The 22355-nt window shown below is 69.5% G+C and carries 20 protein-coding genes; 9 read left to right on the top strand and 11 right to left on the bottom strand.

From position 1 onward, the window contains the following. Positions 1–107: 107 nt before the first annotated feature. From MOQ72_RS14200 to MOQ72_RS14210, 3 genes are all read right to left on the bottom strand, one after another. On the bottom strand, positions 108–644 hold the full coding sequence (locus MOQ72_RS14200) for a copper resistance CopC family protein (RefSeq protein WP_242183907.1): 537 nt from the start codon (positions 642–644) through the stop codon (positions 108–110). Next, the gene (locus MOQ72_RS14205) at positions 641–1327 is read right to left on the bottom strand and encodes a YcnI family copper-binding membrane protein (protein ID WP_242183908.1); all 687 of its coding nucleotides are present in this window, start codon (positions 1325–1327) and stop codon (positions 641–643) included. The genes MOQ72_RS14200 and MOQ72_RS14205 overlap by 4 nt, the downstream gene beginning before the upstream one ends. Before the next feature lie 138 nt (positions 1328–1465). Then, the gene (locus tag MOQ72_RS14210) at positions 1466–2047 is read right to left on the bottom strand and encodes a hypothetical protein (protein ID WP_242183910.1); all 582 of its coding nucleotides are present in this window, start codon (positions 2045–2047) and stop codon (positions 1466–1468) included. A gap of 299 nt (positions 2048–2346) precedes the next feature. Here MOQ72_RS14210 and MOQ72_RS14215 point away from each other — a divergent pair, with 299 nt between their 5' ends. Genes MOQ72_RS14215 through MOQ72_RS14235 form a run of 5 tightly spaced genes read left to right on the top strand, consistent with a single transcriptional unit; the run spans position 2347 to position 7589 of the window. Next, the gene (locus tag MOQ72_RS14215; RefSeq protein WP_308197878.1) at positions 2347–3984 is read left to right on the top strand and encodes a BCCT family transporter; all 1638 of its coding nucleotides are present in this window, start codon (positions 2347–2349) and stop codon (positions 3982–3984) included. Between the two features lie 3 nt (positions 3985–3987). Then, positions 3988–4635: an ABC transporter permease gene (locus MOQ72_RS14220; RefSeq protein ID WP_242183913.1), complete on the top strand. Its 648-nt coding sequence runs from the start codon at positions 3988–3990 to the stop codon at positions 4633–4635. Continuing rightward, positions 4628–5812 carry an ABC transporter ATP-binding protein gene (locus tag MOQ72_RS14225; protein WP_242183914.1) on the top strand — a complete coding sequence of 395 codons (1185 nt, stop codon included), beginning with the start codon at positions 4628–4630 and terminating at the stop codon, positions 5810–5812. Before MOQ72_RS14220 ends, MOQ72_RS14225 begins: the two co-directional genes overlap by 8 nt. Continuing rightward, complete coding sequence (locus MOQ72_RS14230) at positions 5809–6576, top strand: ABC transporter permease (RefSeq protein ID WP_242183915.1); 768 nt, start codon at positions 5809–5811, stop codon at positions 6574–6576. The genes MOQ72_RS14225 and MOQ72_RS14230 overlap by 4 nt, the downstream gene beginning before the upstream one ends. Beyond that, positions 6573–7589 (top strand): glycine betaine ABC transporter substrate-binding protein, encoded by a 1017-nt coding sequence (locus MOQ72_RS14235; RefSeq protein ID WP_242183916.1) that lies wholly within the window; start codon positions 6573–6575, stop codon positions 7587–7589. The genes MOQ72_RS14230 and MOQ72_RS14235 overlap by 4 nt, the downstream gene beginning before the upstream one ends. Positions 7590–7762: 173 nt before the next feature. Here the strand turns inward: MOQ72_RS14235 and MOQ72_RS14240 are convergent, their stop codons facing one another. Next, the gene (locus tag MOQ72_RS14240; RefSeq protein WP_372495377.1) at positions 7763–8281 is read right to left on the bottom strand and encodes a DUF6474 family protein; all 519 of its coding nucleotides are present in this window, start codon (positions 8279–8281) and stop codon (positions 7763–7765) included. Between the two features lie 224 nt (positions 8282–8505). Here MOQ72_RS14240 and MOQ72_RS14245 point away from each other — a divergent pair, with 224 nt between their 5' ends. After that, a complete protein-coding gene (locus tag MOQ72_RS14245; RefSeq protein WP_242183918.1) occupies positions 8506–10137 on the top strand; it encodes a TM0106 family RecB-like putative nuclease in 1632 nt (543 codons plus the stop codon). Between the two features lie 49 nt (positions 10138–10186). Here MOQ72_RS14245 and MOQ72_RS14250 read toward each other — a convergent pair whose 3' ends face one another. The 4 genes from MOQ72_RS14250 to MOQ72_RS14260 form a co-directional block, all read right to left on the bottom strand. After that, on the bottom strand, positions 10187–11233 hold the full coding sequence (locus MOQ72_RS14250; protein ID WP_242183919.1) for an NAD(P)-dependent alcohol dehydrogenase: 1047 nt from the start codon (positions 11231–11233) through the stop codon (positions 10187–10189). A gap of 22 nt (positions 11234–11255) precedes the next feature. Next, a complete protein-coding gene (locus MOQ72_RS14255; RefSeq protein WP_242183920.1) occupies positions 11256–12014 on the bottom strand; it encodes an SDR family NAD(P)-dependent oxidoreductase in 759 nt (252 codons plus the stop codon). 104 nt (positions 12015–12118) lie between these two features. After that, positions 12119–12241 (bottom strand): hypothetical protein, encoded by a 123-nt coding sequence (locus MOQ72_RS44500; RefSeq protein WP_277954067.1) that lies wholly within the window; start codon positions 12239–12241, stop codon positions 12119–12121. A gap of 342 nt (positions 12242–12583) precedes the next feature. Further along, entirely contained in the window at positions 12584–13546 is a 963-nt protein-coding gene (locus tag MOQ72_RS14260; RefSeq protein ID WP_242183921.1) for an aldo/keto reductase, read from the bottom strand. A gap of 156 nt (positions 13547–13702) precedes the next feature. Between MOQ72_RS14260 and MOQ72_RS14265 the strand changes: the two genes are divergently transcribed. Both MOQ72_RS14265 and MOQ72_RS14270 read left to right on the top strand, forming a co-directional pair. Next, a complete protein-coding gene (locus MOQ72_RS14265) occupies positions 13703–14995 on the top strand; it encodes a UDP-glucose dehydrogenase family protein (RefSeq protein ID WP_242183922.1) in 1293 nt (430 codons plus the stop codon). Between the two features lie 268 nt (positions 14996–15263). After that, the gene (locus MOQ72_RS14270) at positions 15264–17072 is read left to right on the top strand and encodes a gamma-glutamyltransferase family protein (protein ID WP_242183923.1); all 1809 of its coding nucleotides are present in this window, start codon (positions 15264–15266) and stop codon (positions 17070–17072) included. Positions 17073–17128: 56 nt separating this feature from the next. Here MOQ72_RS14270 and MOQ72_RS14275 read toward each other — a convergent pair whose 3' ends face one another. From MOQ72_RS14275 to MOQ72_RS14285, 3 genes are all read right to left on the bottom strand, one after another. Beyond that, a complete protein-coding gene (locus tag MOQ72_RS14275) occupies positions 17129–18286 on the bottom strand; it encodes a glycerate kinase family protein (protein ID WP_242183924.1) in 1158 nt (385 codons plus the stop codon). A gap of 9 nt (positions 18287–18295) precedes the next feature. Then, on the bottom strand, positions 18296–19819 hold the full coding sequence (locus tag MOQ72_RS14280) for an SLC13 family permease (RefSeq protein ID WP_242183925.1): 1524 nt from the start codon (positions 19817–19819) through the stop codon (positions 18296–18298). A 189-nt stretch (positions 19820–20008) separates the two neighbouring features. Continuing rightward, the gene (locus MOQ72_RS14285; protein ID WP_242183928.1) at positions 20009–20908 is read right to left on the bottom strand and encodes a DMT family transporter; all 900 of its coding nucleotides are present in this window, start codon (positions 20906–20908) and stop codon (positions 20009–20011) included. A 283-nt stretch (positions 20909–21191) separates the two neighbouring features. Here MOQ72_RS14285 and MOQ72_RS14290 point away from each other — a divergent pair, with 283 nt between their 5' ends. Beyond that, positions 21192–22319, top strand: coding sequence for a baeRF11 domain-containing protein (locus MOQ72_RS14290; RefSeq protein ID WP_242183930.1), 1128 nt, complete (start codon positions 21192–21194; stop codon positions 22317–22319). Positions 22320–22355: the final 36 nt, after the last annotated feature.

Raw genomic sequence — 22355 nt, forward strand, 5'->3', positions numbered from 1 at the left:
TCGACGTGGTGTTGGGCATACATGATGTCGGGGATCCCGGACCGAGAAGGCTTCTGAGGTTCCGCCACCCGCACCGCTACGCAAGACGAGTTCAACAACAGAGATGTTCAGCCCTTCGGCTTGCCCAGGCGTAGGGCTAGGACCAGGCCAACGATCACTAGGACCACCGCTCCCGCTATCCACGGCCAGATCGGCATGCCGCCCGATTCTTCGGACTGGGCCTGCTGCCCCGGTTGTTCCGCGGTCTGCGGCGGTGGGGCTGGCGCGCCCTTGCCCGCCGTGGTCAGCGTGAAGGTGACCTTGCCCGGCACCGGGTGGCCGTCGTTGGACAGCACCCGGTAGCCGATCGTGTAGACCCCGGCCGGGCCGAGTTCGCGGACCGACGCGATGACCGTGTTGCCCTCGACCCGCATCTGCCCATCCGTCCAGTACGAGCCGTCCGGACCGACCACGGTGACCGTGTTGTAGCCCTCGCCGGAGCGGACCGGCTGGTCGAAGGTCAACCGGACCTCACGTGGTCCGGCGGCCAGCTGCGCGCCGTCCGCCGGATCGCTGCTGACCAGCACGTTGTGCGCCAGTGCGGTACCCGCGCCGCCGAGCAACGCGGCCAGCGCCAGCACCGCGACGGCCACCAGCCTCTTCACGACTGCGTCCCTTCGGGCTGGTCCTCACCGGACGGGGCCCCGTCGGACCTGCGGCTGCGCGCCAGCGCGCCCGCCCCGACACCGAGACCGAGCGCGCCGACCACGAGTCCGGCGCCGCCGAGCCAGCGGGCGGTGTCGTCACCGGTCGGTGCCGCGGGCTCCTGCCCCGCGGCGGCCGTGCCGTGCGAGTGCTCGCCCTCGGCTTCGTCGACCAACTTCAGCGTCGGCGCGGGGTGCTCGGGTTCTTCGGCCCCGTTGGTGGGCGGCGGCGCGTCCCAGTTCACCACCTCGCCGTTGTCGTAGGTCTGCGTGGTGGGCAGCACGAGCTGATCGGTGTTGTCCGGCAGCGCGCCGAGGGTGGCCTCGAACTCGTTGAACTCGTCCGGCCCGATCCGGGTGCCGGGCTGTGCGGTCCAGGTGATGCTGCGGACCGCTTCGGTGACCTGCGCGCCGTCCACCTCGACCGGGGCGATCTGGACCCGCTCGACCTGGGCGGTCCAGCCGGGCATCGGCTTGGTGCGCACCGAGCTCAACGGGAACTGTTCCGGAAGTGTGACCTTGACCTGCACTGTCGAGGCGTTCGGCCGTTCATTCGGCACCCGGAAGGCGACCTTGGCGTAACCGCCCTTGGCGGCCTCGCCGGGCTGCGCCGTAACGTGCGCGAGGGCAGTTCCGGTGCCCATTAGTGCGGCAATCCCGCAGGCGGCCGTCAGTGTCGCGGATCGAACCGCAAATCGCTTTGTCGACATGTTTACTTGAAATCTCCTGTACTTCGAACTATTCGCGCGCGCGTACGCGGCGAAATGACGAGGGAGCAACGATCAGATGGCGAATGCCACCGGACCGCAGTTGGCCGCAGGAGATTTCGGCGGGCCGCGACGGGCGTGAATCCGCTGGTAGATCAGCTGCGCGAGGGCACGCACCGTGATCGCCGGGATGCACACCGTGCGCGGCTTCGTAACAACTGGTAACGGGGTGGACTTGCGGGGCAGGATCGAACTGAGGAGCTTCGCGACTACGAAGAGTGCTCGCTCCGCGCGGGCCAGCAGCAAGCCGGTCAGCAGCACCACCGCGACGTGTCCCAGCGTCATGGTCAGCGGGGCGAACGGCATTCCCCGGTGTCCGATGTCCTGGTGAGACGCCACTAGCTGGAGAAATGCGTGAAGTGCCAGCTGGCTGATCCCCAGAGCCCCTAGAATGCCCCACGACCCGCGCTTGCGATCAGCGAGCGCCACACCGGCACCGGCCAGCAAGGCGGTGATCACAACGGTCGTACCCGGATCGGGTAGCGACCCGCCCGCAGCCGCATGCGCGGCTACGGACAGTGACGCCGACGTGGTGGCCAACCCGGCACCGCGCAGGACGCGTAGTGCGCCCTGCGTAGGTGCGAGATTGACGGCCACGGCGGTCAAGTCTAGGTGTCGGTTCGGCCACGCTGACCGCAGGTGAGCTTGCCTTGTTCACCCGATTGGGTCACGGTTTACGGGTTGCAGACGGTCCGGAGCTACCACCTGCATATGTGTCGGGCTCGATTGGTTCCAGATCGTCGTAACTGACGACGGAGAGGAGGGGGCGTCGCCGAAAGTCGACGCCGAAACCTGTGTCGACCGAAACAGAACGAAGTGGTGACCCCGCTGCGGGGCACCATTCAACCGAACATCCAGGAAGTCCTGAGTTCCTCGGCAAGCCGCGAACGGATTGGATCGTTTTCGGCGTCACTGCGGCAATCATGTTCGCCGTGGTGCTCTGGGGCGCGTTGGGCACCGACTCGCTCAGCACGGCCTCGTCCGCCGCGTTGAGCTGGTTGCTCACCAACACCGGCTGGGGCTTCGTGCTGGCCGCCACCGCGTTCGTCATCTTCGCCCTGTTCCTGGCCTTCAGTAAGTACGGCCGGATCCCGCTCGGCAAGGACGGCGAGCAGCCGGAGTTCCGAACGGTTTCCTGGATCGCCATGATGTTCAGCGCCGGTATGGGCATCGGGTTGATGTTCTTCGGCGTTAGCGAGCCGCTGAGCCACTTCGTCTCACCACCACCGGGGACGGTGCCCGGTGAGAGCGAAGAGGCCATCAAGACGGCGATGGCGACCTCGCTGTTCCACTGGACGCTGCACCCGTGGGCGATCTACGCCGTGGCGGGTCTGGCGATCGCCTACAGCGCGTTCCGCCGTGGTCGCAGCCAGACGATCAGCGGGGTGTTCCTGCCGCTGATCGGCAAGCGCAACGCCGAGGGGCCGATCGGCAAGTTGATCGACATCCTCGCGCTGTTCGCGACCCTGTTCGGTTCCGCTGCCTCGCTGGGCATCGGCACCCTGCAGATCCGCGCCGGGATGCAGGCTGCCGGGTGGCCGATCGGCGAAGCTGGCACCGGCGTGCTGGTGGCGATCATCGCCGTGCTGACGGTGTGCTTCATCGTCTCGGCGGTTTCCGGTGTGGCCAAGGGCATCCAGTGGCTGTCCAACATCAACATGGTGCTGGCGGCGCTGCTGGCGGTCTTCGTGTTCGTGGTGGGCCCGACGGTGTTCATCCTCGACTTGCTGCCCACCGCGGTGGGGTCCTACATCAGCGAGTTCGGCGAGATGGCCTCGCGTGCTGGGGCCACCGGCGGCACGGAGATGCAGGAGTGGCTGGCCGGTTGGACCGTCTTCTACTGGGCGTGGTGGATCTCCTGGACGCCGTTCGTGGGCATGTTCATCGCCCGCATCAGCCGGGGCCGCACGATCCGCCAGTTCATCGGCGGCGTGCTGCTCGTCCCCAGCGTGGTCAGCCTGGTCTGGTTCGCGATCTTCGGCGGTGCCGCGATCGACAGCCAGAAGGCGGGCAACCCGGTCTACGGCGACGGCTCGGCGGAGGCGCAGACCTTCGACGTGCTGGCGAACCTGCCGTTGACGCTGATCACCTCGGTGCTGGTGATGATCCTGGTGGCGATCTTCTTCGTCTCCGGGGCGGATGCCGCGTCGATCGTGATGGGCACGCTCTCGCAGCGCGGCTCCATCGAGCCCAGCAGGTGGGTGGTGATCTTCTGGGGTGCCGCGACCGGTGCGGTCGCCGCGATCATGCTGGTCATCGGCGGCGGTGAGGACAAGGCGCTGGAAGGCATCCAGAACCTCACCTTCATCGGGGCGCTCCCGTTCGCCATCGTGATGGTGTTGATGTGCGTGGCCCTGCTCAAGGACCTGCGCAGCGACCCGTTGACGTTGCGCGACGCCAAGGGCGCCGAAGTGCTGGAACAGGCCGTCATCTCGGGCAACGAGGAGCACGACGGCGACTTCCAGCTGGTGACCACGCCAGCCGAGGGCAACGGCGAGGAAACCGCGACGGCATTAGCCGGTGGGAAAGAGTAACGAGTGAATTTCCTGGACTACGTCGTATCCAGGTGGCAATCGCTGCTGGTGGATTCCTACCAGCACGCCAGCATGGTGGTGCAGTGCATCGTGCTGGCGACGATCGTCGGCGTCCTGGTCGGGGTTGCGGTCTACCGCAGCCCCGCCGGGGCGGCGATCGCCACCGCACTGTCCAGCGCGATCCTGACGGTGCCGTCGTTCGCCCTGTTCGGCCTGCTCATCCCCGTGCTGGGGCTGGGCGTGCCGCCGTCGGTGGTGACCCTGGTGCTCTACGCGCTGCTGCCGATCATCCGCAACACCATCGTCGGTCTGTCCACAGTGGATCAGCCGATCCTGGACGCGGCCCGCGGCATCGGGATGAGCCGGTTCGGCGTGCTGACCCGCGTCGAGCTGCGGCTGGCCTGGCCCGCGATCCTCGCGGGCATGCGGGTGAGCACCCAGATGCTGATGGGCATCGCGGCCATCGCCGCCTACGCCAAGGGACCGGGACTGGGCAACCTGATCTTCAGCGGGTTGCAGCAGCTCGGCGGCGCGAACGCGCTGAACATGGCCATCGCCGGAACCGTCGGCGTGATCATCCTGGCGCTGCTGCTGGACGCCGTCTTCGTGCTGTTCGGGCGGTTGACGACTTCGAGAGGTATTCGTGGCTGACGACAAGACGACCCCGACCGGCGGACACGGCGTGGAGATCTGCCTGGAGGAGGTCTCCAAGCGCTACCCGGGCCAGAAACAATCCGCGGTGGAATCGGTGTCCATGACGATTCCGGCCGGTGAGATGGTGGTGCTGGTCGGACCGTCGGGCAGCGGCAAGACCACCACCATGCGGATGATCAACCGGTTGATCGAACCGACCTCCGGCAAGATCACCATCGGCGGGCAGGACGTGCTCGGCCTCGACCCGGACAAGCTGCGCCGCGAGATCGGCTACTCGATCCAGCAGGCCGGGTTGTTCCCGCACCTGACCGTCGGCGAGAACGTCGGCGTGGTGCCCGGCCTGGTCGGCTGGGACAAGAAGCGGATCAGTGAGCGGGTCGACGAGATGCTCGACCTGGTCAACCTGGATCCCGCCGAGTTCCGCGACCGCTACCCGCGGCAGCTCTCCGGCGGTCAGCAGCAGCGCGTCGGCGTGGCGCGGGCGCTGGCGGCCAACCCGCCGGTGCTGCTGATGGACGAGCCCTTCGGCGCGGTGGACCCGATCACCCGCGGTGTGCTGCAGGACGAACTGATGCGCCTGCAGGCAGACCTGGGCAAAACGATCGTGTTCGTCACGCACGACTTCGACGAGGCGGTCAAGCTCGGCGACCGGATCGCGGTGCTCGGCGATCGCTCCAAAATCCTGCAGTACGACACCCCGGACGCGATCCTGGCCAACCCGGCCGACGACACCGTGGCCGGTTTCGTCGGCGCCGGTGCCGCGCTGAAGCAGCTCACCTTGCGGCGGGTCCGCGAGATCGAGGTCGGCCAGGTGCCGACCGTGACCGTGGACGAGTCGCCGACGGTGTTGAAGGAACGGTTGGGCACCCGCCGCGGCGCGATCGGCTTGGTGCTCGACAAGCGCAACCGCCCGCTGCGCTGGGCGACCGCCCGAGAGGCGGGTGCGGTGTCCACGTTGGAGCGGGCCGGTCGGCCGGTGGAGGACAGCGTGTCCCTGGCGTCGACTTTGCAGGACGCGCTGGAAGCGATCCTCACCGATGACGACGGCGTCGCCGTGGTCATCGGTTCCCGCGGCGAGTACGTGGGCGTGGTCGACATCGACACGGTGATGAACACCATCAAGGCGCTGCGCGAGGAGCACGCGGCCGACGAACCCGCCGAGGGCCAGTCATGAGCAGCCAGTTCGCTTCGGATTCCGGGTCCCGCAGGGCCGAGCGGCTGCGGTTGGCGGTGCAGCCGATCGCTGTCGTGGTGCTGGTCGCCGCGGTGCTGGGCTGGGCGTTCAGCCAGGACAACGACGAGGTGACCGCGCGCAGCATCAACGCGACGTCGATCCTCAGCCTGACCTGGACGCACTTCCTGATCAGCCTCGCGGTCGCGTTGATCGTGATCGTGGTCGCGGTGCCGCTGGGCGTGCTGCTCAGCCGCAGCTGGGCGCGTCCGGCCGTACCGGTGGTCATCGGTATCGCCAACATCGGCCAGGCCGCGCCTTCGATGGGTCTGCTGGTGCTGTTCTTCCTGTTCACCGGCGGATCCACCGGGTTCTGGATCGCGGTGCTGCCGATCGCCTTCTACGCGCTGCTGCCGGTGCTGCGCAACACCATCGTCGGGTTGCAGCAGGTCGATCCAGCACTGACCGATGCGGGGCGCGGGATCGGCATGTCGGCGACCGGCGTGCTGGCGCGCATCGAGCTGCCGCTGGCGGTGCCCTACATCTTGGCCGGTCTGCGCACCGCGTTGGTGCTGGCCGTGGGCACCGCGACGCTGGCGCTGTTCGTCGGCGCCGGTGGGCTCGGCGAAATGATCGACACCGGCTACAAGCTCAACGACTGGACGGTCATGATCGTCGGCGCGGTGCTGGCGATGGCACTCGCGCTGCTGGTCGACTGGTTGGGCGCGCTGGCCGAAACGTACCTGGCGCCGAGGGGGTTGCGATGAAGCCGCGCATGTCGCGCCGCAGTGCGGTCAAGCTGGTGTCGCTGGCGATGACCGGCGTGCTGCTGTCCGGCTGCGGCCTGAGCTCCGGTAGTTCGGTGCCGCTGCAAGTGGAATCCGGCTCCATCCAGCGGATTCCGGAGTTGGAGGGCGTCACCTTCACGGTGGGGTCCAAGGCGTTCACCGAGCAGCTGGTGCTCGGCTACATCGCCCAGTTCGCGCTGTCCGCGGCCGGTGCGAACGTGCGGGACCTGAGCAGCATCGTCGGCTCCTCCACCGCTCGGCGCGCACTGGTCAGCGAACAGATCGACGTCCTGTGGGACTACACCGGAACGTCCTGGATCAGCTACAACGGCAACACCGATCCGATCCCGGACGCCCGTCAGCAGTTCGAGGCGGTCAAACGGCAGGACCTGGAACGCAACGGGGTCGCCTGGACCGCGATCGACTACCAGGTGGACAACACCTACGCGTTCGCGGTCAACCAGGACGCGGCGCGGCGGTTGGGCGTGGAGAAGCTCTCGGACATCCCGAGGATCATCGCCGAACGCCCGGACGAGGCCACGTTCTGCATCGACACCGAGTTCGCCAACCGCAACGACGGCATGCCCGGCGTGGAGAAGGAGTACGGCTTCACCGCCGACAAGTCGAAGACGAAGACGCTGACCGAGGGCAGCATCTACCAGGCGACCGCGAACGGGACCTGCACCTTCGGCGAGGTGTTCACCACCGACGGGCGGATCCAGGCGCTGAACCTGAAGGTGCTCGCCGACGACAAGCTGTTCTTCCCCCGGTACAACATCGGCATCACCACCCGCGACGAGCTGCTCAAGCGCTACCCGCAGCTCACCGCCGTGTTCGAACCGGTGTCGGCGAAGCTGACCAACGAGGAGCTGATCAAGCTCAACGCCCAGGTGGACGTCGACGGCCGCGACCCGGCCGACGTCGCGCGCGACTGGATGGTCGAGCAGGGCCTGGTGACGCTCCCCGGCGGCGGCCAAGCCGCGGGCCGCTGACCCGAAGGCGCCGTTGGCGAAGCTGACCGCCAACGGCGCCATCCACCCCGGCACGGGTGAAGTGTCAGTTTTGCCCAAGACGGACACGCGCAAAAGAGGCAAAATGGACGGCTGGTTTTAGAGCCCGTCTTGGAAAAACCGCCGTTTCGAGACAACGGTTTCGCATTGTGGAATCAGGGCCACTTGGCGTTCTTGGTCGGGATGCCGAGGCGGGTCAGGAGTTCGCCCTCGATCCGGCCGAGTTCGGCGTTGACCGCGCGATGCGCCGACTTCCGCCGCTGCGCGGGCATCCGCTCCGCCGCGCGCACCGCGCTGGTCAGCTGCTCCAGCCGCGCCGCAGTCCGCTCCGCGTACTGCTCCGCGGCGAGCTTCGCCTCTGCACCATCCGCCGACTGCGCGCGCAGGTCGCGCAACGCGTTCGCGTCGCCCGCGATCCTCGCGTGCAGCGCCGCACCCTTGCCGGTGAAGCTGCCGAGCTGGTCGACCGGCACCCCTAGTCGTCGCGCGCGCATCCGGTCGTAGCCGTCGCGGACGGCCGCCACCGCGCGGATCGCGAACGGGGCGAGCACCGGCCCGACCACTTTGGCCACCCCGATGACCTTCTTGGCGTTGCCGGGGGTGATGTGCCCGTGCTCGCCCTTCTTCATCGCCTTGGCGGCCTTCTTGTCCGCCTTCTTCGCCTGCTTGGCCACCTTGCGGGAGTCGGTCGGGACCTCCTTGCGGCCGCGGCGCCCGGCAGTGCGCTTTCTCACCCAGGTCTCCCCTGTTCGGCGGTTCCACTGCGGTCACTCTAAGTCCGGATTCCAGGCGGCACGACATCAACTGACCACTGATCGTGCACGCTGCGTAATCGAGTCCGGGTCATGTCACCGGGGTGATGGGCGCGCCTGTCAGGGCGACGGCATAACCTTTACCCGTGAAGGAAAGGGTGCTGCTCGATGCTGGCGTCGTGACTCGTTGTCGTCGGCGCGTACATCTTGAGCACGACCCTGCCATGCGGGACCAACCCCTCGCGCCGGTGGACCTGGGTATCGAACAGCGCATCGCCGACGCCGCGGAGCACCGCCAGGCCGTCGCGAAGTGGCTGAGCAGGGTGCTCGGCGCGGACTGGACGGAAATCCCGCGCGGCGGCGCGGAAAGCCGCGAGGAACTGACGCTGGCCGCGATGCGCGCCGGGACCCGCTACATCTCCACCGCCCAACTGCCAACGGATGAGATCGGTGGTCGGCGCGGTGTCGTCGACCTGCTGGTGCGCACCGACGATGGTTACGTACCGGTGCTGGTGGTGCGGCACAAGATCACCGATCCGGGCAGCGGCGCCCGCGTGTCGCCGATCGACCGGCCCGAACTGGCAGCCGCCCGGACCGATCCGACCCGCAAGGTGCGGGCGCAGCCCCGCGACCAACTCCGCCTGGCGCACGCCGTCCGGCTGCTGCAGGCATGCGAGATGGGTGCGACGGAGCACGTCGGTGGCGTGATCGGCGTTGAGGCCGACGTGGTGCTGTGGCACGACCTGGAGGTGCCGAACTGGCCCGGTGGCCGCACCGCGCTCACCGAGTACGAGGTCCGGTTCGCCGACCGCTTGGCGGTGGCCTCGGCCGCTGCCGCGCAGGACGAACCGCTGGCGCTGCCCTCCCGGATCACCGAGTGCAAGGGCTGCCCGTGGTGGCCGACCTGCGAAGCGCGGCTGCGCGAAGCCAGCGACGTCAGCCTGGTGGTGCGCGGCGAGGACGCCGTCGCGCTGCGCGACATGGGCGTGTCCACAGTGGAGCAGCTGGCCGCGGTGCCGCTGGACAGCGCCGAACAGCTGCCGCTGACCGGGGTCCGCAACACCGATGCGATCCTGCTCGCCAAGGCATGGCTGCGGAACCTGCCGCTGGTGCGACGGGTGCGCGAGCTGACGGTGCCGCGCGCGGACGTGGAAGTCGACGTGGACATGGAGAGCTACGCCGACGCCGGGGCCTACCTGTGGGGTTGTTGGCTGTCCGGGGTGGACATCGGCGAGGAACCGGGTTACCAGGCGTTCGTCAGCTGGGAGCCGCTGCCCTCCGACGACGAGGCGCGTTCCTTCGCGGAGTTCTGGACGTGGTTCGGTTCGGTGCGCCGCCGCGCGTACGAGCGCGGTTTGAGCTTCCGCGCCTACTGCTACAACGAGCTCGCGGAGAACCGCTGGATGCTCGCGTCCGCCGAGCGGTTCGCCGGGAAGCCGGGTGTGCCGTCGGTGGCCGAGGTGCGCGAGTTCATCGACTCCGCCGAGTGGGTCGACCTGTTCGCCTCGGTGCGGGAGCAGTTCCTCTGCCCGAACGGCAAGGGCCTGAAGGTGATCGCGCCGAGCGCCGGGTTCGGCTGGCGGGACGCCGAGGCCAGCGGCGAGAACTCGATGCGCTGGTACCGCGACGCGGTGGGCCTGTGCGGCGACGCGCCGGTGCTGTCCCAGCGCGACCGGATCCTGCGCTACAACGAGGACGACGTGCGCGCGACCTGGACGATCCGCCGCTGGATGACTTCCGAAGCGGCCCACCGAATCCCGTACGCGGCCGACCTCTGAAGGTCGTGAGCGCCAAACCGGGTTGGAGCCCGGTTGAGCACTCACGACCCTACGGCACGACGACGGCGCGGCCGTTGACCTGGCCGTCGTGCAGCCGCTCGTACACCTCCGGCGCCTGGTCGAGGCCGAAGGTCTCGACGTGCGCCCGCACCTCGCCCGACCGGGCCAGGTCGAGGACTTCGATCAACTCCGCGCGGCTACCCCAGTACGGCGAGGTCACCGAAACCTCGTGCGGCAGCAGCCCGAACGCCACCGGCAGCGGCGCCCCACCGACCCCGACGATGGTGATGTCGCCTGCCACCGCGACCGACCGCGCGGCGATCCGCACCGTCGACTCGGTTCCGACGAAGTCCAGCACCACGTCCGCGCCCAGCCCGCCGGTCAACTGCCGGACCCGCTGCGGCGCCATGTCGTCCGAACGCGCCGCCTCGTGCGCGCCGACCTGCCGGGCCAGCGCCAGCTTCTCGTCCGCCACGTCCAGCGCGATCACCTGCGCACCGGTGGTGGCGCGCAGGATCTGCACGGCGAGGTGCCCGAGGCCGCCCGCGCCGATCACCAGCGCTGTGCTGCCGCCGACCAGCTTCGGCAGCGACCGCTTGATCGCGTGGTAGGGGGTCAGCCCGGCGTCGGTCAGCGGCGCGGCCTGCGCCGGATCCAGGCCGTTCAGCGGAAGCAGGTGCCGGACGTCGTCCACCAGCAGGTACTCGGCCATCGCTCCGGGCCAGCCGAGGCCGGGTGGCCGGATGCCCAGCCGGGCGGCGCTGGTGCAGTAGTTCTCCTTGCCTTGCGCGCAGTTCCGGCACACCCCGCAGCCCCATGCGCCGTACACCGCGACGGAATCGCCCTCGGTCACACCTCGTGCGCCGGGGCCCAGTTCGGCGACCGTGCCAACGCCTTCGTGCCCGAGGGTTATCGGCAGCTGGAACGGGAGCCGCTCCGCTGGCCAGCTCATCAGCGCGACGTCCGAATGGCACATCCCGGCGGCGGTCACCGCCAGCAGCACCTGGCCGGGGCCGGGTTCGGGCTTGGGCACCTCGACGACCACCGGTCCCGCACCGATGCGCGGGTACTGCACGGCCTTCATGACCTCGCCCATCGGCGAAGCTCCCTCCCACCGATTACCGCGGTGCCATCCGCAGTGCGCCGTCCATCCGGATGACCTCGCCGTTGAGGTAGTCGTGCTCGACGATGTCCACCGCGAGCTGCGCGAAATCGTCGGGCGTGCCCAGCCGCTTCGGGAACGGCACGCTCGCGGCCAGCCCGGTGCGGAACTCGTCGCTGATGGTGGCCAGCATCGGGGTGTCCACGATGCCCGGCGCGATGGTCATCACGCGGATCCCGGCCGAGGCCAGGTCGCGTGCGGCGGGCAGCGTCAGGCTCGCCACCCCGCCCTTGGACGCCGCGTAGGCGGCCTGGCCGATCTGCCCGTCGAACGCGGCGACCGAGGCGGTGTTGATCACCACGCCGCGCTGCCCCTGCTGATCGGGTTCGGTCTGCCCGATCGCCGCCGCGGCCAGCCGCAGCACGTTGAAGGTGCCGATCAGGTTGACCTCGATGACCTTGCGGAACAGGTCGAAGTCGTGCGGGCCCTGCCGCCCGACGATCCGCGCGGACGGCCCGATGCCCGCGCAGTTCACCACGATCCGCAGCGGGGTCCCGGCGCCGGCGGCCTGCTCGACCGCGGTCCGCACCTGGTCCGCGTCAGTGACGTCGGCGGCCGTGTAGGTGACCCCGTCGACGACCGGCGCGGCGGCCGCGGCGTCCGGCAGGTCCACCGCGAACACCTGCGCTCCGCGTGAGGCGAGTGCTCGCGCGGTGGCCGCGCCAAGGCCGGAAGCCCCGCCGGTGACGATCGCCGCGGTGTCGGTGATCAGCATCTGCTCGTTCCTTTGCGTCTGTTGCGGGTATCCCGGCATGTCTAACACCCGGGAACGGCCTTGCCCAGCATCTGACGCGGAACGGACAGGCGGCGAATCGGCGGTCAGCGATGGCGTTGCACCCGTCGTTGCGAAGTCATCTCGACCAGCGCCAGCAACGCCACCAGCGGCAGCGCGGCCAGCAGCGCCAGGCCAGCGAACAGTGCGGCGATCCCGATCAGCTCCATGCGAAAGAGCGTGGTCGGTGAAACCGGCCCGGCGCGTCGGCCACCGGTGCATTTCTGCTGTCCGTCCGAGCGAAAACCCCATCACCGACCGTGGTCATAGCCCAAATGGCTCATCTCAGTGTCTGTCTTTGTTCTTGTTCTTTGAAGCGGCGCCAGCCGCTTAGCCCACGCTCGCAACCGGCACCGCGGCGGGTTCTCAGGCTGTGCCCACTGGCGTTCTCTGGGAGGACCTACCTCGACCTGGTGTATTGGGCGTACATGATGTCGGGGATCCCGGACGGAGACGGCGTGTGAGGTTCCGCTACCCGCACCGCCGCGCAGAACGAGTTCGAAGACAGGCTTTCAGCGTTGCAGAGGTGGGGAAATCGTGTCGATGGTCTCCAGATCCGCTTGGGTGGGGCGCCATTCGCCAGCCACCGCGTTCGCCTGGACCTGCTCCGGCGTGGTGGCGCCGGTGATCACCGAGCCGACCACCTCTTGCGCGGCCAGCCAGCCGACCGCGACCGAGGTCATCGGGATGCCGCGCTGTTCGGCGAAGGTTCGCAGCCGCTCGATGCGTTCCCACGGCGCGTCCGCCAGCATCTGGTTCCGGTTCGCCAACCGGCTGCCCGCAGGCGGTTCCTGGTCCTGCCGGTACTTGCCGGTGAGCAGCCCGTTGGCAAGCGGGAAGTACGGGATGATCCCGACGCCGAACCGCTTGCAGGCCGGGACCACCTCGCGTTCGGCCTCCCGCGCCAGCAGCGAGTAGTGGTTCTGCGCCGACACCGGTGCGGTCAACGCGGACGAGGAGGACGTCCACGACGCGTCGGCGATCTCCCAGCCCGCCAGGTTGCAGTGCCCGAGGTAGCGGATCTTGCCTTCGCGCACCAGGTCGTCGAGCACCGACAGGGTTTCCTCCATCGGCGTGAGCCGGTCCGGTCGGTGCAGCTGGTAGAGGTCGATCCAGTCGGTGGCCAGGCGGCGCAGCGACGACTCGACGGCCCGGCGCACGTAGCGGCGGGAGCCGCGCGCGGTGAAGTCCGGGCCGTTGTTGCCCTGCATGTCCATGCCGAACTTGGTGGCGATGATCGCGTGCTCGCGGCGTCCGGACAGCGCCTGCCCGAGCAACTCCTCGCTGCGCCCGCGCGGCGAGCCGTAGACGTCGGCTACGTCGAAGAAGGTGATCCCGGCATCGAGCGCGGCATCCACCACGGCTCGTGCGCCAGCCAGGGATTCAGTTGCCGTGCCCGGTCGGCCGAGGTTGTTGCAACCGAGGCCGACAGCACTCACCACGAGACCGGATTCGCCCAAGCGTCGCTGTTCCACGGCTGGTGAGCCTAAACGGCCGGTCACCGGCTCGTCACGTAGGACGTACGGCGCGTGAACAGTTGGCGAAGCCGGTTCCGCTGGGCAGGTGATGTGCCACCATGCCGGTGGGGCCCGCGACCGATCGGTCGTGCGAGGTGAAGGGGTGTGTGACTGGTGTTCGCCCGTCGGATCGTTGTGGTCGGAACCGGGTACGTCGGGCTGACGACCGGGGCGTGTCTCGCGTCGCTCGGGCACCGGGTGGTGTGCAGCGATGTGAACGCCGCGAAGGTCGAGCAGCTCTCCCGTGGTGAAGTGCGGATCCACGAGCCCGGCCTCGGTGAGCTGGTGCAGGAGGGCATCGCGGCCGGTCGGTTGTCCTTTGTGGTCTCCTCGGCCGATGCGGTCGCCGAGGCCGAGGTGGTCTTCCTGTGCGTGCCGACGCCGATGGGCTCCGGCGGCCGGGCCGACCTGGCGGCCGTGGAATCGGTGGCTGGCGAAGTGCGCGAGTTGCTGCCCGAGGGATGCGTGCTGGTGACCAAGTCGACGGTGCCGGTGGGCACTTCGGCGCGGTTGCGCGAGCTGGTGGGGCGCGATGACGTCGCGGTGGTCAGCAACCCGGAGTTCCTGCGCGAGGGCTCGGCGGTGCGCGACTTCCTGAACCCGGACCGGATCGTGGTCGGCTCGGACAGCCAGGACGCGGCTGAACGGGTGGCGGCGCTGTACGCGCGGCTCGGTGCGCCGACAGTGCTCACCGACGCGGCAAGCGCCGAGATGGTCAAGTACGCGGCGAACTGCTTCCTGGCGACGAAGCTCTCCTACGTCAACGCGATCGCGGAGTTGTGCGAGCGGCTGGGCGCGGACATCGCCGACGTGACCGAGGGGATGGGCTACGACCGCCGGATCGGGCAGTCGTTCCTGCAACCGGGACCGGGCTGGGGCGGCTCCTGCCTGCCGAAGGACACCGCGGCGTTGTTGCAGGTCGCGGAGGCGGTGGACTTCGAATTCCCGTTGTTGCAGGCCACCATCTCGTCGAACGCGCGGCAGCGCGAGCGGATGGCGACCAAGGTCGTCGAAGCCTGCGGCGGCAGCCTGGACGGGGTGCGGCTGGCACTGCTGGGCTTGACCTTCAAGGCGGGCACCGACGACGTGCGCGACTCACCGGCGTTGGAGGTGGCGCGGCTGCTGGCCGAACGCGGTGCGGAGCTCGTCGCCTACGACCCCGGACTGCGCGGTGACGAGGCGCAGCTGCCGCCGGAAGTGACGTTGGTGGACGACCCGTACCAGGCCGCGAAGGACGCCGCGGCGCTGGTGCTGCTGACCGAGTGGCAGGAGTTCCGGACGCTGGACTGGAACCGGCTGGCCGACGCGCTGGACGGCCCGGTGGTCGTGGACACCCGAAACCACCTCGACCCGGACGTCCTGCGCCGAGCGGGTCTGTCCTGGCGCGGCGTCGGCAGAACCCGCTGATTTGGAGCATGTCTTCCAAGCTCGTCTTGCGTGACGGTGCGGGTGGCGGAACCTCAGACGCTGTCTCGGTCCGGGATCCCCGACATCATGTATGTCCGATACACCACGTCGTGGCTGTCCTCCCGACACGACGTCTGAGAACCCGCGGCGGTGCCGGTTGTGAGGGTGGGCTAAGCGGCTTCGCCGCTTCAAAAGAACAAAGACAAGCGCTTGGGCAAAACTGCCCGACTATCGCTAGAAGTGGTGATCGGGGCCTAGGGTAGTTGACGTGTTTACCACTCGCCCGGAACTCGCTGGCACGCACGGCATGGTCGCCTCCACGCACTGGCTCGCCTCCGCGGCAGGCATGGCCGTGCTGGAGGACGGCGGAAACGCCTTCGACGCCGCGGTCGCGGCCGGTTTCGTCCTGCAGGTAGTCGAACCGCACCTGAACGGTCCGGGCGGCGAAGTCCCCGCGCTGTTCGCCACCGCGGACGATCCGCGCCCGCGCGCGCTCTGCGGCCAGGGCCCGGCCCCGGCCGGGGCGACGATCGCCCACTACCGCGACGAACTCGGCCTGGACCTGGTGCCGGGCACCGGATTCCTGGCGACCACCGTGCCGGGCGCGTGGGACGGCTGGCTGTTGCTGCTGCGCGATCACGGCACCAAGACGCTCCGCGACGTGCTGAAGTACGCGATCGGCTACGCCCGCAGCGGGTTCCCGGTCGTGGCGCGGATCAACACCACCGTCGACACGGTCCGCGAGATGTTCGTCGAGCACTGGCCGACCTCGGCCCAGCTCTGGCTGTCCGACGGCGCGCCGCCCGTTGCGGGCAGCGTGTTCAAGAACCCGGCGTTGGCCGACACCTGGGAGCGGCTGCTCGCCGAAGGTGAGGCAGCTGGCGCCGGTCGCGAGGCGCAGATCGACGCCGCCCGCCGTGCCTGGTCGCAGGGTTTCGTGGCCGAAGCGGTCGAGAAGTTCGTGCGCACGCCGCACCGGGACAATTCCGGGCGGGACCACGCGGGAGTCCTCACCGCGCAGGACATGGCCGAGTTCGAGGCCAGTTTCGAGGCGCCGCTGACCGTCGACCTGCCGGGCGATTGGACCTTGGCGAAGTTCGGCATCTGGACGCAGGGCCCGGCTTTGGCGCAGCAACTGCGGATCCTGGAGGGCCTGACCGATCAGATCAACTACACCGACGGGATCGCCGACGCGGACACGGTGCACGTCGCGGTCGAGGCGGCCAAGCTCGCCTTCGCCGACCGCGAGGCGTGGTACGGCGACTCCGCGGATCCCGACGTCTTCGCCGACCTGGTGTCCCGCGACTACGCCGCCACCCGCCGCGCGCTGATCGGCGAGCGCGCCTCGCTCGACCTGCGCCCAGGTGCGCCGGGCGGTCGCAACGCGGTCCTGCCCGCGCACGTCGCCGAAGGGCGCGGCGTGGACGGCTCGAAGGACACCGGCGCTGCTGGCATCGGTGAACCCACGGTGGCGCCGAGCGGGGAGAGCCGCGGCGACACGGTGCACGTCGATGTGGTGGACCGGTGGGGCAACATGATCTCGGCGACGCCGTCCGGCGGCTGGTTGCAGTCCTCGCCGACCATCCCGGAACTGGGTTTCTGCCTCGGCAGCCGGGCCCAGATGTTCTGGCTGGACCGGGGTTTGCCGAACTCGCTGGCACCGGGCAAGCGGCCGCGGATCACGCTGACCCCGTCGCTGGCGCTGCGCGGTGGCGTGCCGACGCTGGCCTTCGGCACGCCGGGCGGCGATCAGCAGGACCAGTGGCAGCTGTGCTTCTGGCTGGCGCACGTGCACGCCGGGCTGAACCTCCAGGAGGCGATCGACTCACCGGCCTGGCACTCCGCCGCGTTCCCGAGCTCCTTCTACCCGCGAGGCTGGGAGCCCGGCCGCGTCGTCGCGGAGTCCCGCCTCGGCGCAGAGCGCCTCGCGGAGCTCAGCCGCCGGGGCCACGACGTGCTGGACGCGGGTCCATGGGAGCTCGGCCGCCTCTCGGCGGTCTCCCGCGACCCGGAGTCCGGCCTGCTGCGCGCCGCCGCCAACCCCCGAGGCAACCAGGGCTACGCCGTCGGCCGCTGACTCGTCGTGAGTGGTAATGGTCGCTATAGCGACCACAACCACTCACGACCAACAAATCACGCTGCTCGTAAGGTGCGGCCGACCAGGAGCATCCGGAGGGTCCGGGCGGTGGCGTCCGCGATCAGCTCCGGGGCGCGGCTGATCGCGTCGGCCAGCTCCACCGGTCCGGTCACGATGCCGGTGATCGCGTCGATCCCGTGCTCGTAGCTGGTGTCCGCGCCGGGGCCGATGGTGCCGCACAACGCGATCACCGGCTTGCCGTGCCGCTTCGCCCGCCGCGCCACCTCGGTGGGGATCTTGCCGAGCGCGGTGGACGCGTCGATCGCACCCTCCGCGGTGATCACCAGGTCGGCGGCCCGCAACCGCTGCTCCAGGTCGCTGCTCTCGATGAACACGTCGAACCGCGACGCCAACCGCGCGCCGAGTCCACCAGCCAGCCCGGCGCCGAGTCCACCCGACGCGCCGCTGCCGGGCAGCTCGGCGAACTCGATGCCGCAGTGCTGCCGCAGGGTGTCCGCCCAGCTCCGCATGGCCGCGGCGAGCTGCTCGACCTGCTCCGGCGACGCGCCTTTCTGCGGCCCGTAGCAACGCGCGACGCCGTTCGGCCCGCACAGCACGTTCTTCGGGTTCACCGCGACGGTGATGTCCACTTCGGACAGTCGCGGATCCAGGCCACCGACGTCAAGTCGACGGGCTCGGCCCAGCTCCGCGCCGCCACGGCCCACCTCCGCTCCGTCGGCGTCCAGCACCCGAGCACCCAGCGCCTGCAGCGCACCCGCGCCGCCGTCGCAGATCCCGGAATCCCCGCAGCCGATGATGATCTTCGCCACGTCGGCGTCCAGCGCGGCGGCGATCAGCTCGCCGACACCGAAGCTGGTCGTGGCACCGGGATCGCGCTGGTCCGGCGGCACCAGGGAAAGCCCAGCGGCGGCGGCCATCTCCACGAAAGCAGTGCGCGGACCGGCACCGCCGAGCAACGTGAAGTACGAGTCCACCGGCTTGCCGACCGGGCCGGTGACCACGACCGGGACCAGTTCGCCACCGGTCGACCTGGCCAGCAGCCGCGCCGAGCCTTCGCCGCCGTCGATCAGCGGGATGGTGTCGATGATCGCGGCCGGAACCACCCGGCGAATGCCGGTGCGGATTCCGGTGGCGACCGCGTCGGCGTCCAGGCATTCCTTGAAGCCGCTCGGGGCGACGGCGAAACGCAACATGATCTTCTCCTAATCGTGGACGTATCCGGTCAACGGCAGGCCGAGCACCGGCCAGACGAACAGGGCGAACAGCACGACCAGCGCACCCAATGCGGGGCCGAGCAGGACCGACAGCTTCAGCAGGTCGCGCGGGGTGTAGGTGGGGGCTTGGTCGAGCCGGGCGAACATCGCCACCGGCTTCGCCGAGGAGGGCAGCGTGTGGCAGAAGCCTGCGGCCGCGGTCGAGGCGAACGCCAACGCCATCGGGTTCATGCCGACCGCGAAGGCGGCGGGCACGACCAGCGGGATGAGCACCGACGACCGCGCGGAGCGCGACTGCACCAGCAGATGCGCGGCGATGCTCAGCGCGACGACGGTGCTCAGCATGGTCATGACGTCGCCGCCGACCAGTGCCTTCCCGGCGATCCACGCTGCGGCCCCGGACTCGGTCAACGCCGTGCCGAGCGCGCTGGTAGCGGCCATGAACAGCAGCAGCGACCAGGGGATTTCGCCGATGGCCGCGCCGATGCGCACCGTGCCGACTCGCGGTGCGGTGATCAACAGCGCTCCGGCCAACGCGATCAGCGCAGGTGACAGGTCGTGCAGCGATTCGGTGCTCCACAGCACCACGACAGCCGCGAGCAGCGCGGCGGCGCGGATCTCGGCCCGTTGCAGCTGCGCCGGAACTTCCAACTGCCCGCGCAGCCCGGCCGCATCGACGCGCAGCCGGGCGCGACGGTCCCGGTGGCGGGTGAACAGCAGTAGCACCAGTTCGGCGGCCAGGTGCGAGCTGACCACCGCGAACGGCAGCCCCCACAGCAGCCACTCGCCGAAACCGATGCCCTCATCGATCGTGGCGTCCAGGATCTGGCTGGTGATCAGGTGCGCGCCCGCCCCGACCAGCGTGGCGATCGCGGACAGCAGCACCACGGTCGGGAACAGCACCGCGAGGGCGCGGACCAGTCGCGGCCGGTCCGGGAACGCGGCGGCCAGCGCGAGGTAGATGGGCAGCACCAGCGCTGCCCGGCCGCTGGTGCTCGGCACCAGCAGCGCGGTGCCCACCAGGCCGAGGGTGATCAGGTGCACCAGTCCGCGCGCGGATCGGGCGCGACCGATCAGCGCGATAGCCAGCCGCGCGGGCAGCCCGGTCTTGTTGATCCCGGCGGCCAAGATGAACGCCGCCACCAGCAACCAGATCTGGTCCTCACCGAGTGCCTCGAACAGCTCCTCGGAATCCAGTGCGCCCAGCACGACGAGCACAGCGGCCGCGGCCAGTGCCACGAAGGTGTCGTCGATGCGGTTGCGCGTCCAACCGATCACCGCCGCGGCGAACACCAGGATGGTGAGCAGCCCGGACCGGTCGAGCTGCCCCGGCCCGGCGACGTCCGGCATGGTCAACACGGCCAACGCGCCGAGCAGCGCGAGCGCACCGCAGGTGATCCCGATGGCCCAACCGCGTCCGGCGCGCGGATCGGACGCCATGCCGGTGCTGCGCACCGGGCTCGTGGCGTAGTCGGTGCGCACCCGCGTCTTGGCGTCCTGCTGGCCGTTCATGGTGTCCACGATCTGTCCCGCCGCTGAGCGGTGGGTGAACGGCCGGTGAGGAGAGCTTCATGTTCTGCACACCTGTCCACAGCCCTGTGGACAGGTTCATTCCCAGTGGTTTGACCTGCGGAAATGATTCAAGAAATGGGAAGTTGTGCACAGCTGTGGAGAAAGTTATCCACAGCTGTGCACAACTCGTCACCGGCGAGTGCTGACCATTACCAGCCCGATGCCGATGAGCCCGATGCCGCACCACGCGGCCACCCCGAGCCGTTCCCCGACGACGAGGACGCCCAGCAGCGCCGCCACCACCGGCTCCAGCAGGCTCAGCGTCGTCGCGACGCTGGTCGACGTGTGGCGCAGCCCAGCGCCGAACAGCACGTAGGCCAGGCACATCGGGATGACCGCGAGGTAGCCCGCGACCACCAGCCCGGACATGGCACCGAGCAGCGGTCCGCCGGTGATCGCCAGGATCGGCAGCAGCACGAGAGCACCGGCGCCGAACATCGCGCCCATCACCCCGCGCGACCCGTGGCCGCCGCGCATCATCCGCCCGGCCGCCCACGAGTACACGACGTACGCGGCACCGCCGAGCAGGCCGAGCAGTGCGCCCAGCACGACGTCGGAGCCCGCGCCGGTCTCGCCGCCACCGGTGATCAGCAGGAGGCCAAGCACCGACACCGCCGCGGCCAGGGCCCACCGGCCGTCCAGCCGCACGCCGTCGAGGAGGCGTTCCAAGATCGCGGCGAAAACCGGCGCCGAGCCGAGCGTGACGACGGTGCCGATGGCGACTCCGGCGAGCGCCATCGACGAGTAGAACGCCAGCGGGTACACCGCCACGGCCAGGGCGCCCACGAGCAGCAGTCCGATCCGCCCGGACCGCAGCACGGCCAGTGCCGATGGACCGCCGAGCGCGAGCAGCAGCAGGCCGCCGACGCCCATCGTGGCCGCCCCGATCGACAGCGGACTGGCGGCTGCCGGGGCGAAGCTGGCGGCCGTTCCGGTGGTGCCCCACAGGGCTGAAGCGAGCAGCACCGGCAGCGGGCCGGACACGAAAGTCCGGGCAGCGCTGGGTGCGGTGAGCAATTCGTTGGACACAGTGAACTCTTCCGTTCGCGAACCAGCAGGGAATCGTCGAACGGGCGCGGTGCGGTTGCGGGTGCAACTACGCGACTGAACCGGACAGCTGCGTGCTGTCCGGGTCATCGGGAAATCCGCCGCCCGTCAGCGGGACGGCGGCGGAAGAACGCGATGCCAATGCGAGTTCACGCGGTACACCCTAACCGGCCGACCACGCGTTTCGAAACATCTCGCGCCGCCCTGCCGGTTCCCCGCACCGTCGGTAACGTCGCTGGTCCGGACGTTTTCCGGGGAGGTTCCGATGGCGATCTTGCACACCGACATCCCGACGCGGACGCAGGTCGACGGGCTGCTGACCGCACGCGCGCCGGAGAGCGTGTCGCTGTACCTGCCGACGAACCCGGCCTCCAACGGCGAGGCCGAGCGCATCGAGCTGCAGAACCTGACCAACGAGGCGCTGGAGCAGCTCCGGACCGCCGGAGCGGACAAGGACGCCATCGCCGAGCTGGCCGAACACCTCGCCGACCTCGCCGAGGACGACGAGTTCTTCCGGTACCAGGCACGCAGTCTCGCGGTGTTCGCCACCCCGGCGGCGATCAACACCTTCCGACTGCCCAACCACCTGCGGGCAGCCGTGGAGGTTTCGGACCGGTTCCACCTAAAACCGCTGCTGCGCTCGATCACCTTCCCGCAGACCGCGCTGGTGCTGGCGCTGGCGCAGAACTCGGTGCGGCTGCTGGAAGTCGTGCCCGAGATGGATCCGGTGACCATCGACGTGCCGGGCATGCCGACGGACATCGACAGCGCGGTGGGCCGGGCCTTCACCGCCGACCGGTCGCGGATGCGCCGGTTGCAGGCCGACGAGGGCAAGAAGGTGCGCATCCGGCAGTTCGCCCGGCAGGTCGACCGCGCGCTGCGGCCCGTGCTGCGCGGCGACGTGCCGCTGATCCTCGCCGCGACCGAGCCGTTGCAGAGCATCTTCCGCTCGGTCAGCGGTGCCCCGGAGCTCGCCGGGATCGGCCTGACCGGCAATCCGGAGGAGAGCAGCGACCGGGAGCTGGGCTCGGCGGCCCGCGACGTCCTCGACGACCTGCATGCCGACCGGCTGCGCGAGCTGCACCGGCTGTTCGAGCGGCGCACCGGGCAGGGCCGGACGATCACCGACATCTCCGACGTGGCCCGGCAGGCGACGATGGGCGCGGTCGACACAGTCTTCGTCGACATCGACAACACGGTGCCGGGTTTCATCGACGACGCGGGAGCGGTCCGGTTCGAGGACACCGACGACGCCGTGGCCTACGGCGTGGTGGACGAGATCGCGCGCCGCGTCTGGCTGACCGGCGGACAAGTCCTCGCGCTGCGCCGCGAGGACATCCCGGGCAGTGGCGAAACCGCAGCGATCCTCCGCTACACGACCATGAGGTCGTGAGTGCGAAAACCGGCTCCAACCGGCTTTCGCGCTCAC

It is taken from the genome of Saccharopolyspora soli (genome assembly GCF_022678645.1).
Lineage (GTDB): Bacteria > Actinomycetota > Actinomycetes > Mycobacteriales > Pseudonocardiaceae > Saccharopolyspora > Saccharopolyspora soli.

What these genes read in the sequence shown, in the direction of transcription:
- MOQ72_RS44500 (WP_277954067.1), bottom strand. Translation starts at nt 12,241, where the DNA reads ATGGAGCTGATCGGGATCGCCGCACTGTTCGCTGGCCTGGCGCTGCTG.
- MOQ72_RS14275 (WP_242183924.1), bottom strand. Translation starts at nt 18,286, where the DNA reads ATGTTGCGTTTCGCCGTCGCCCCGAGCGGCTTCAAGGAATGCCTGGAC.
- MOQ72_RS14230 (WP_242183915.1), top strand. Translation starts at nt 5,809, where the DNA reads ATGAGCAGCCAGTTCGCTTCGGATTCCGGGTCCCGCAGGGCCGAGCGG.
- MOQ72_RS14205 (WP_242183908.1), bottom strand. Translation starts at nt 1,327, where the DNA reads ATGGGCACCGGAACTGCCCTCGCGCACGTTACGGCGCAGCCCGGCGAG.
- MOQ72_RS14250 (WP_242183919.1), bottom strand. Translation starts at nt 11,233, where the DNA reads ATGGGCGAGGTCATGAAGGCCGTGCAGTACCCGCGCATCGGTGCGGGA.
- MOQ72_RS14235 (WP_242183916.1), top strand. Translation starts at nt 6,573, where the DNA reads ATGAAGCCGCGCATGTCGCGCCGCAGTGCGGTCAAGCTGGTGTCGCTG.
- MOQ72_RS14280 (WP_242183925.1), bottom strand. Translation starts at nt 19,819, where the DNA reads ATGAACGGCCAGCAGGACGCCAAGACGCGGGTGCGCACCGACTACGCC.
- MOQ72_RS14255 (WP_242183920.1), bottom strand. Translation starts at nt 12,014, where the DNA reads ATGCTGATCACCGACACCGCGGCGATCGTCACCGGCGGGGCTTCCGGC.
- MOQ72_RS14290 (WP_242183930.1), top strand. Translation starts at nt 21,192, where the DNA reads ATGGCGATCTTGCACACCGACATCCCGACGCGGACGCAGGTCGACGGG.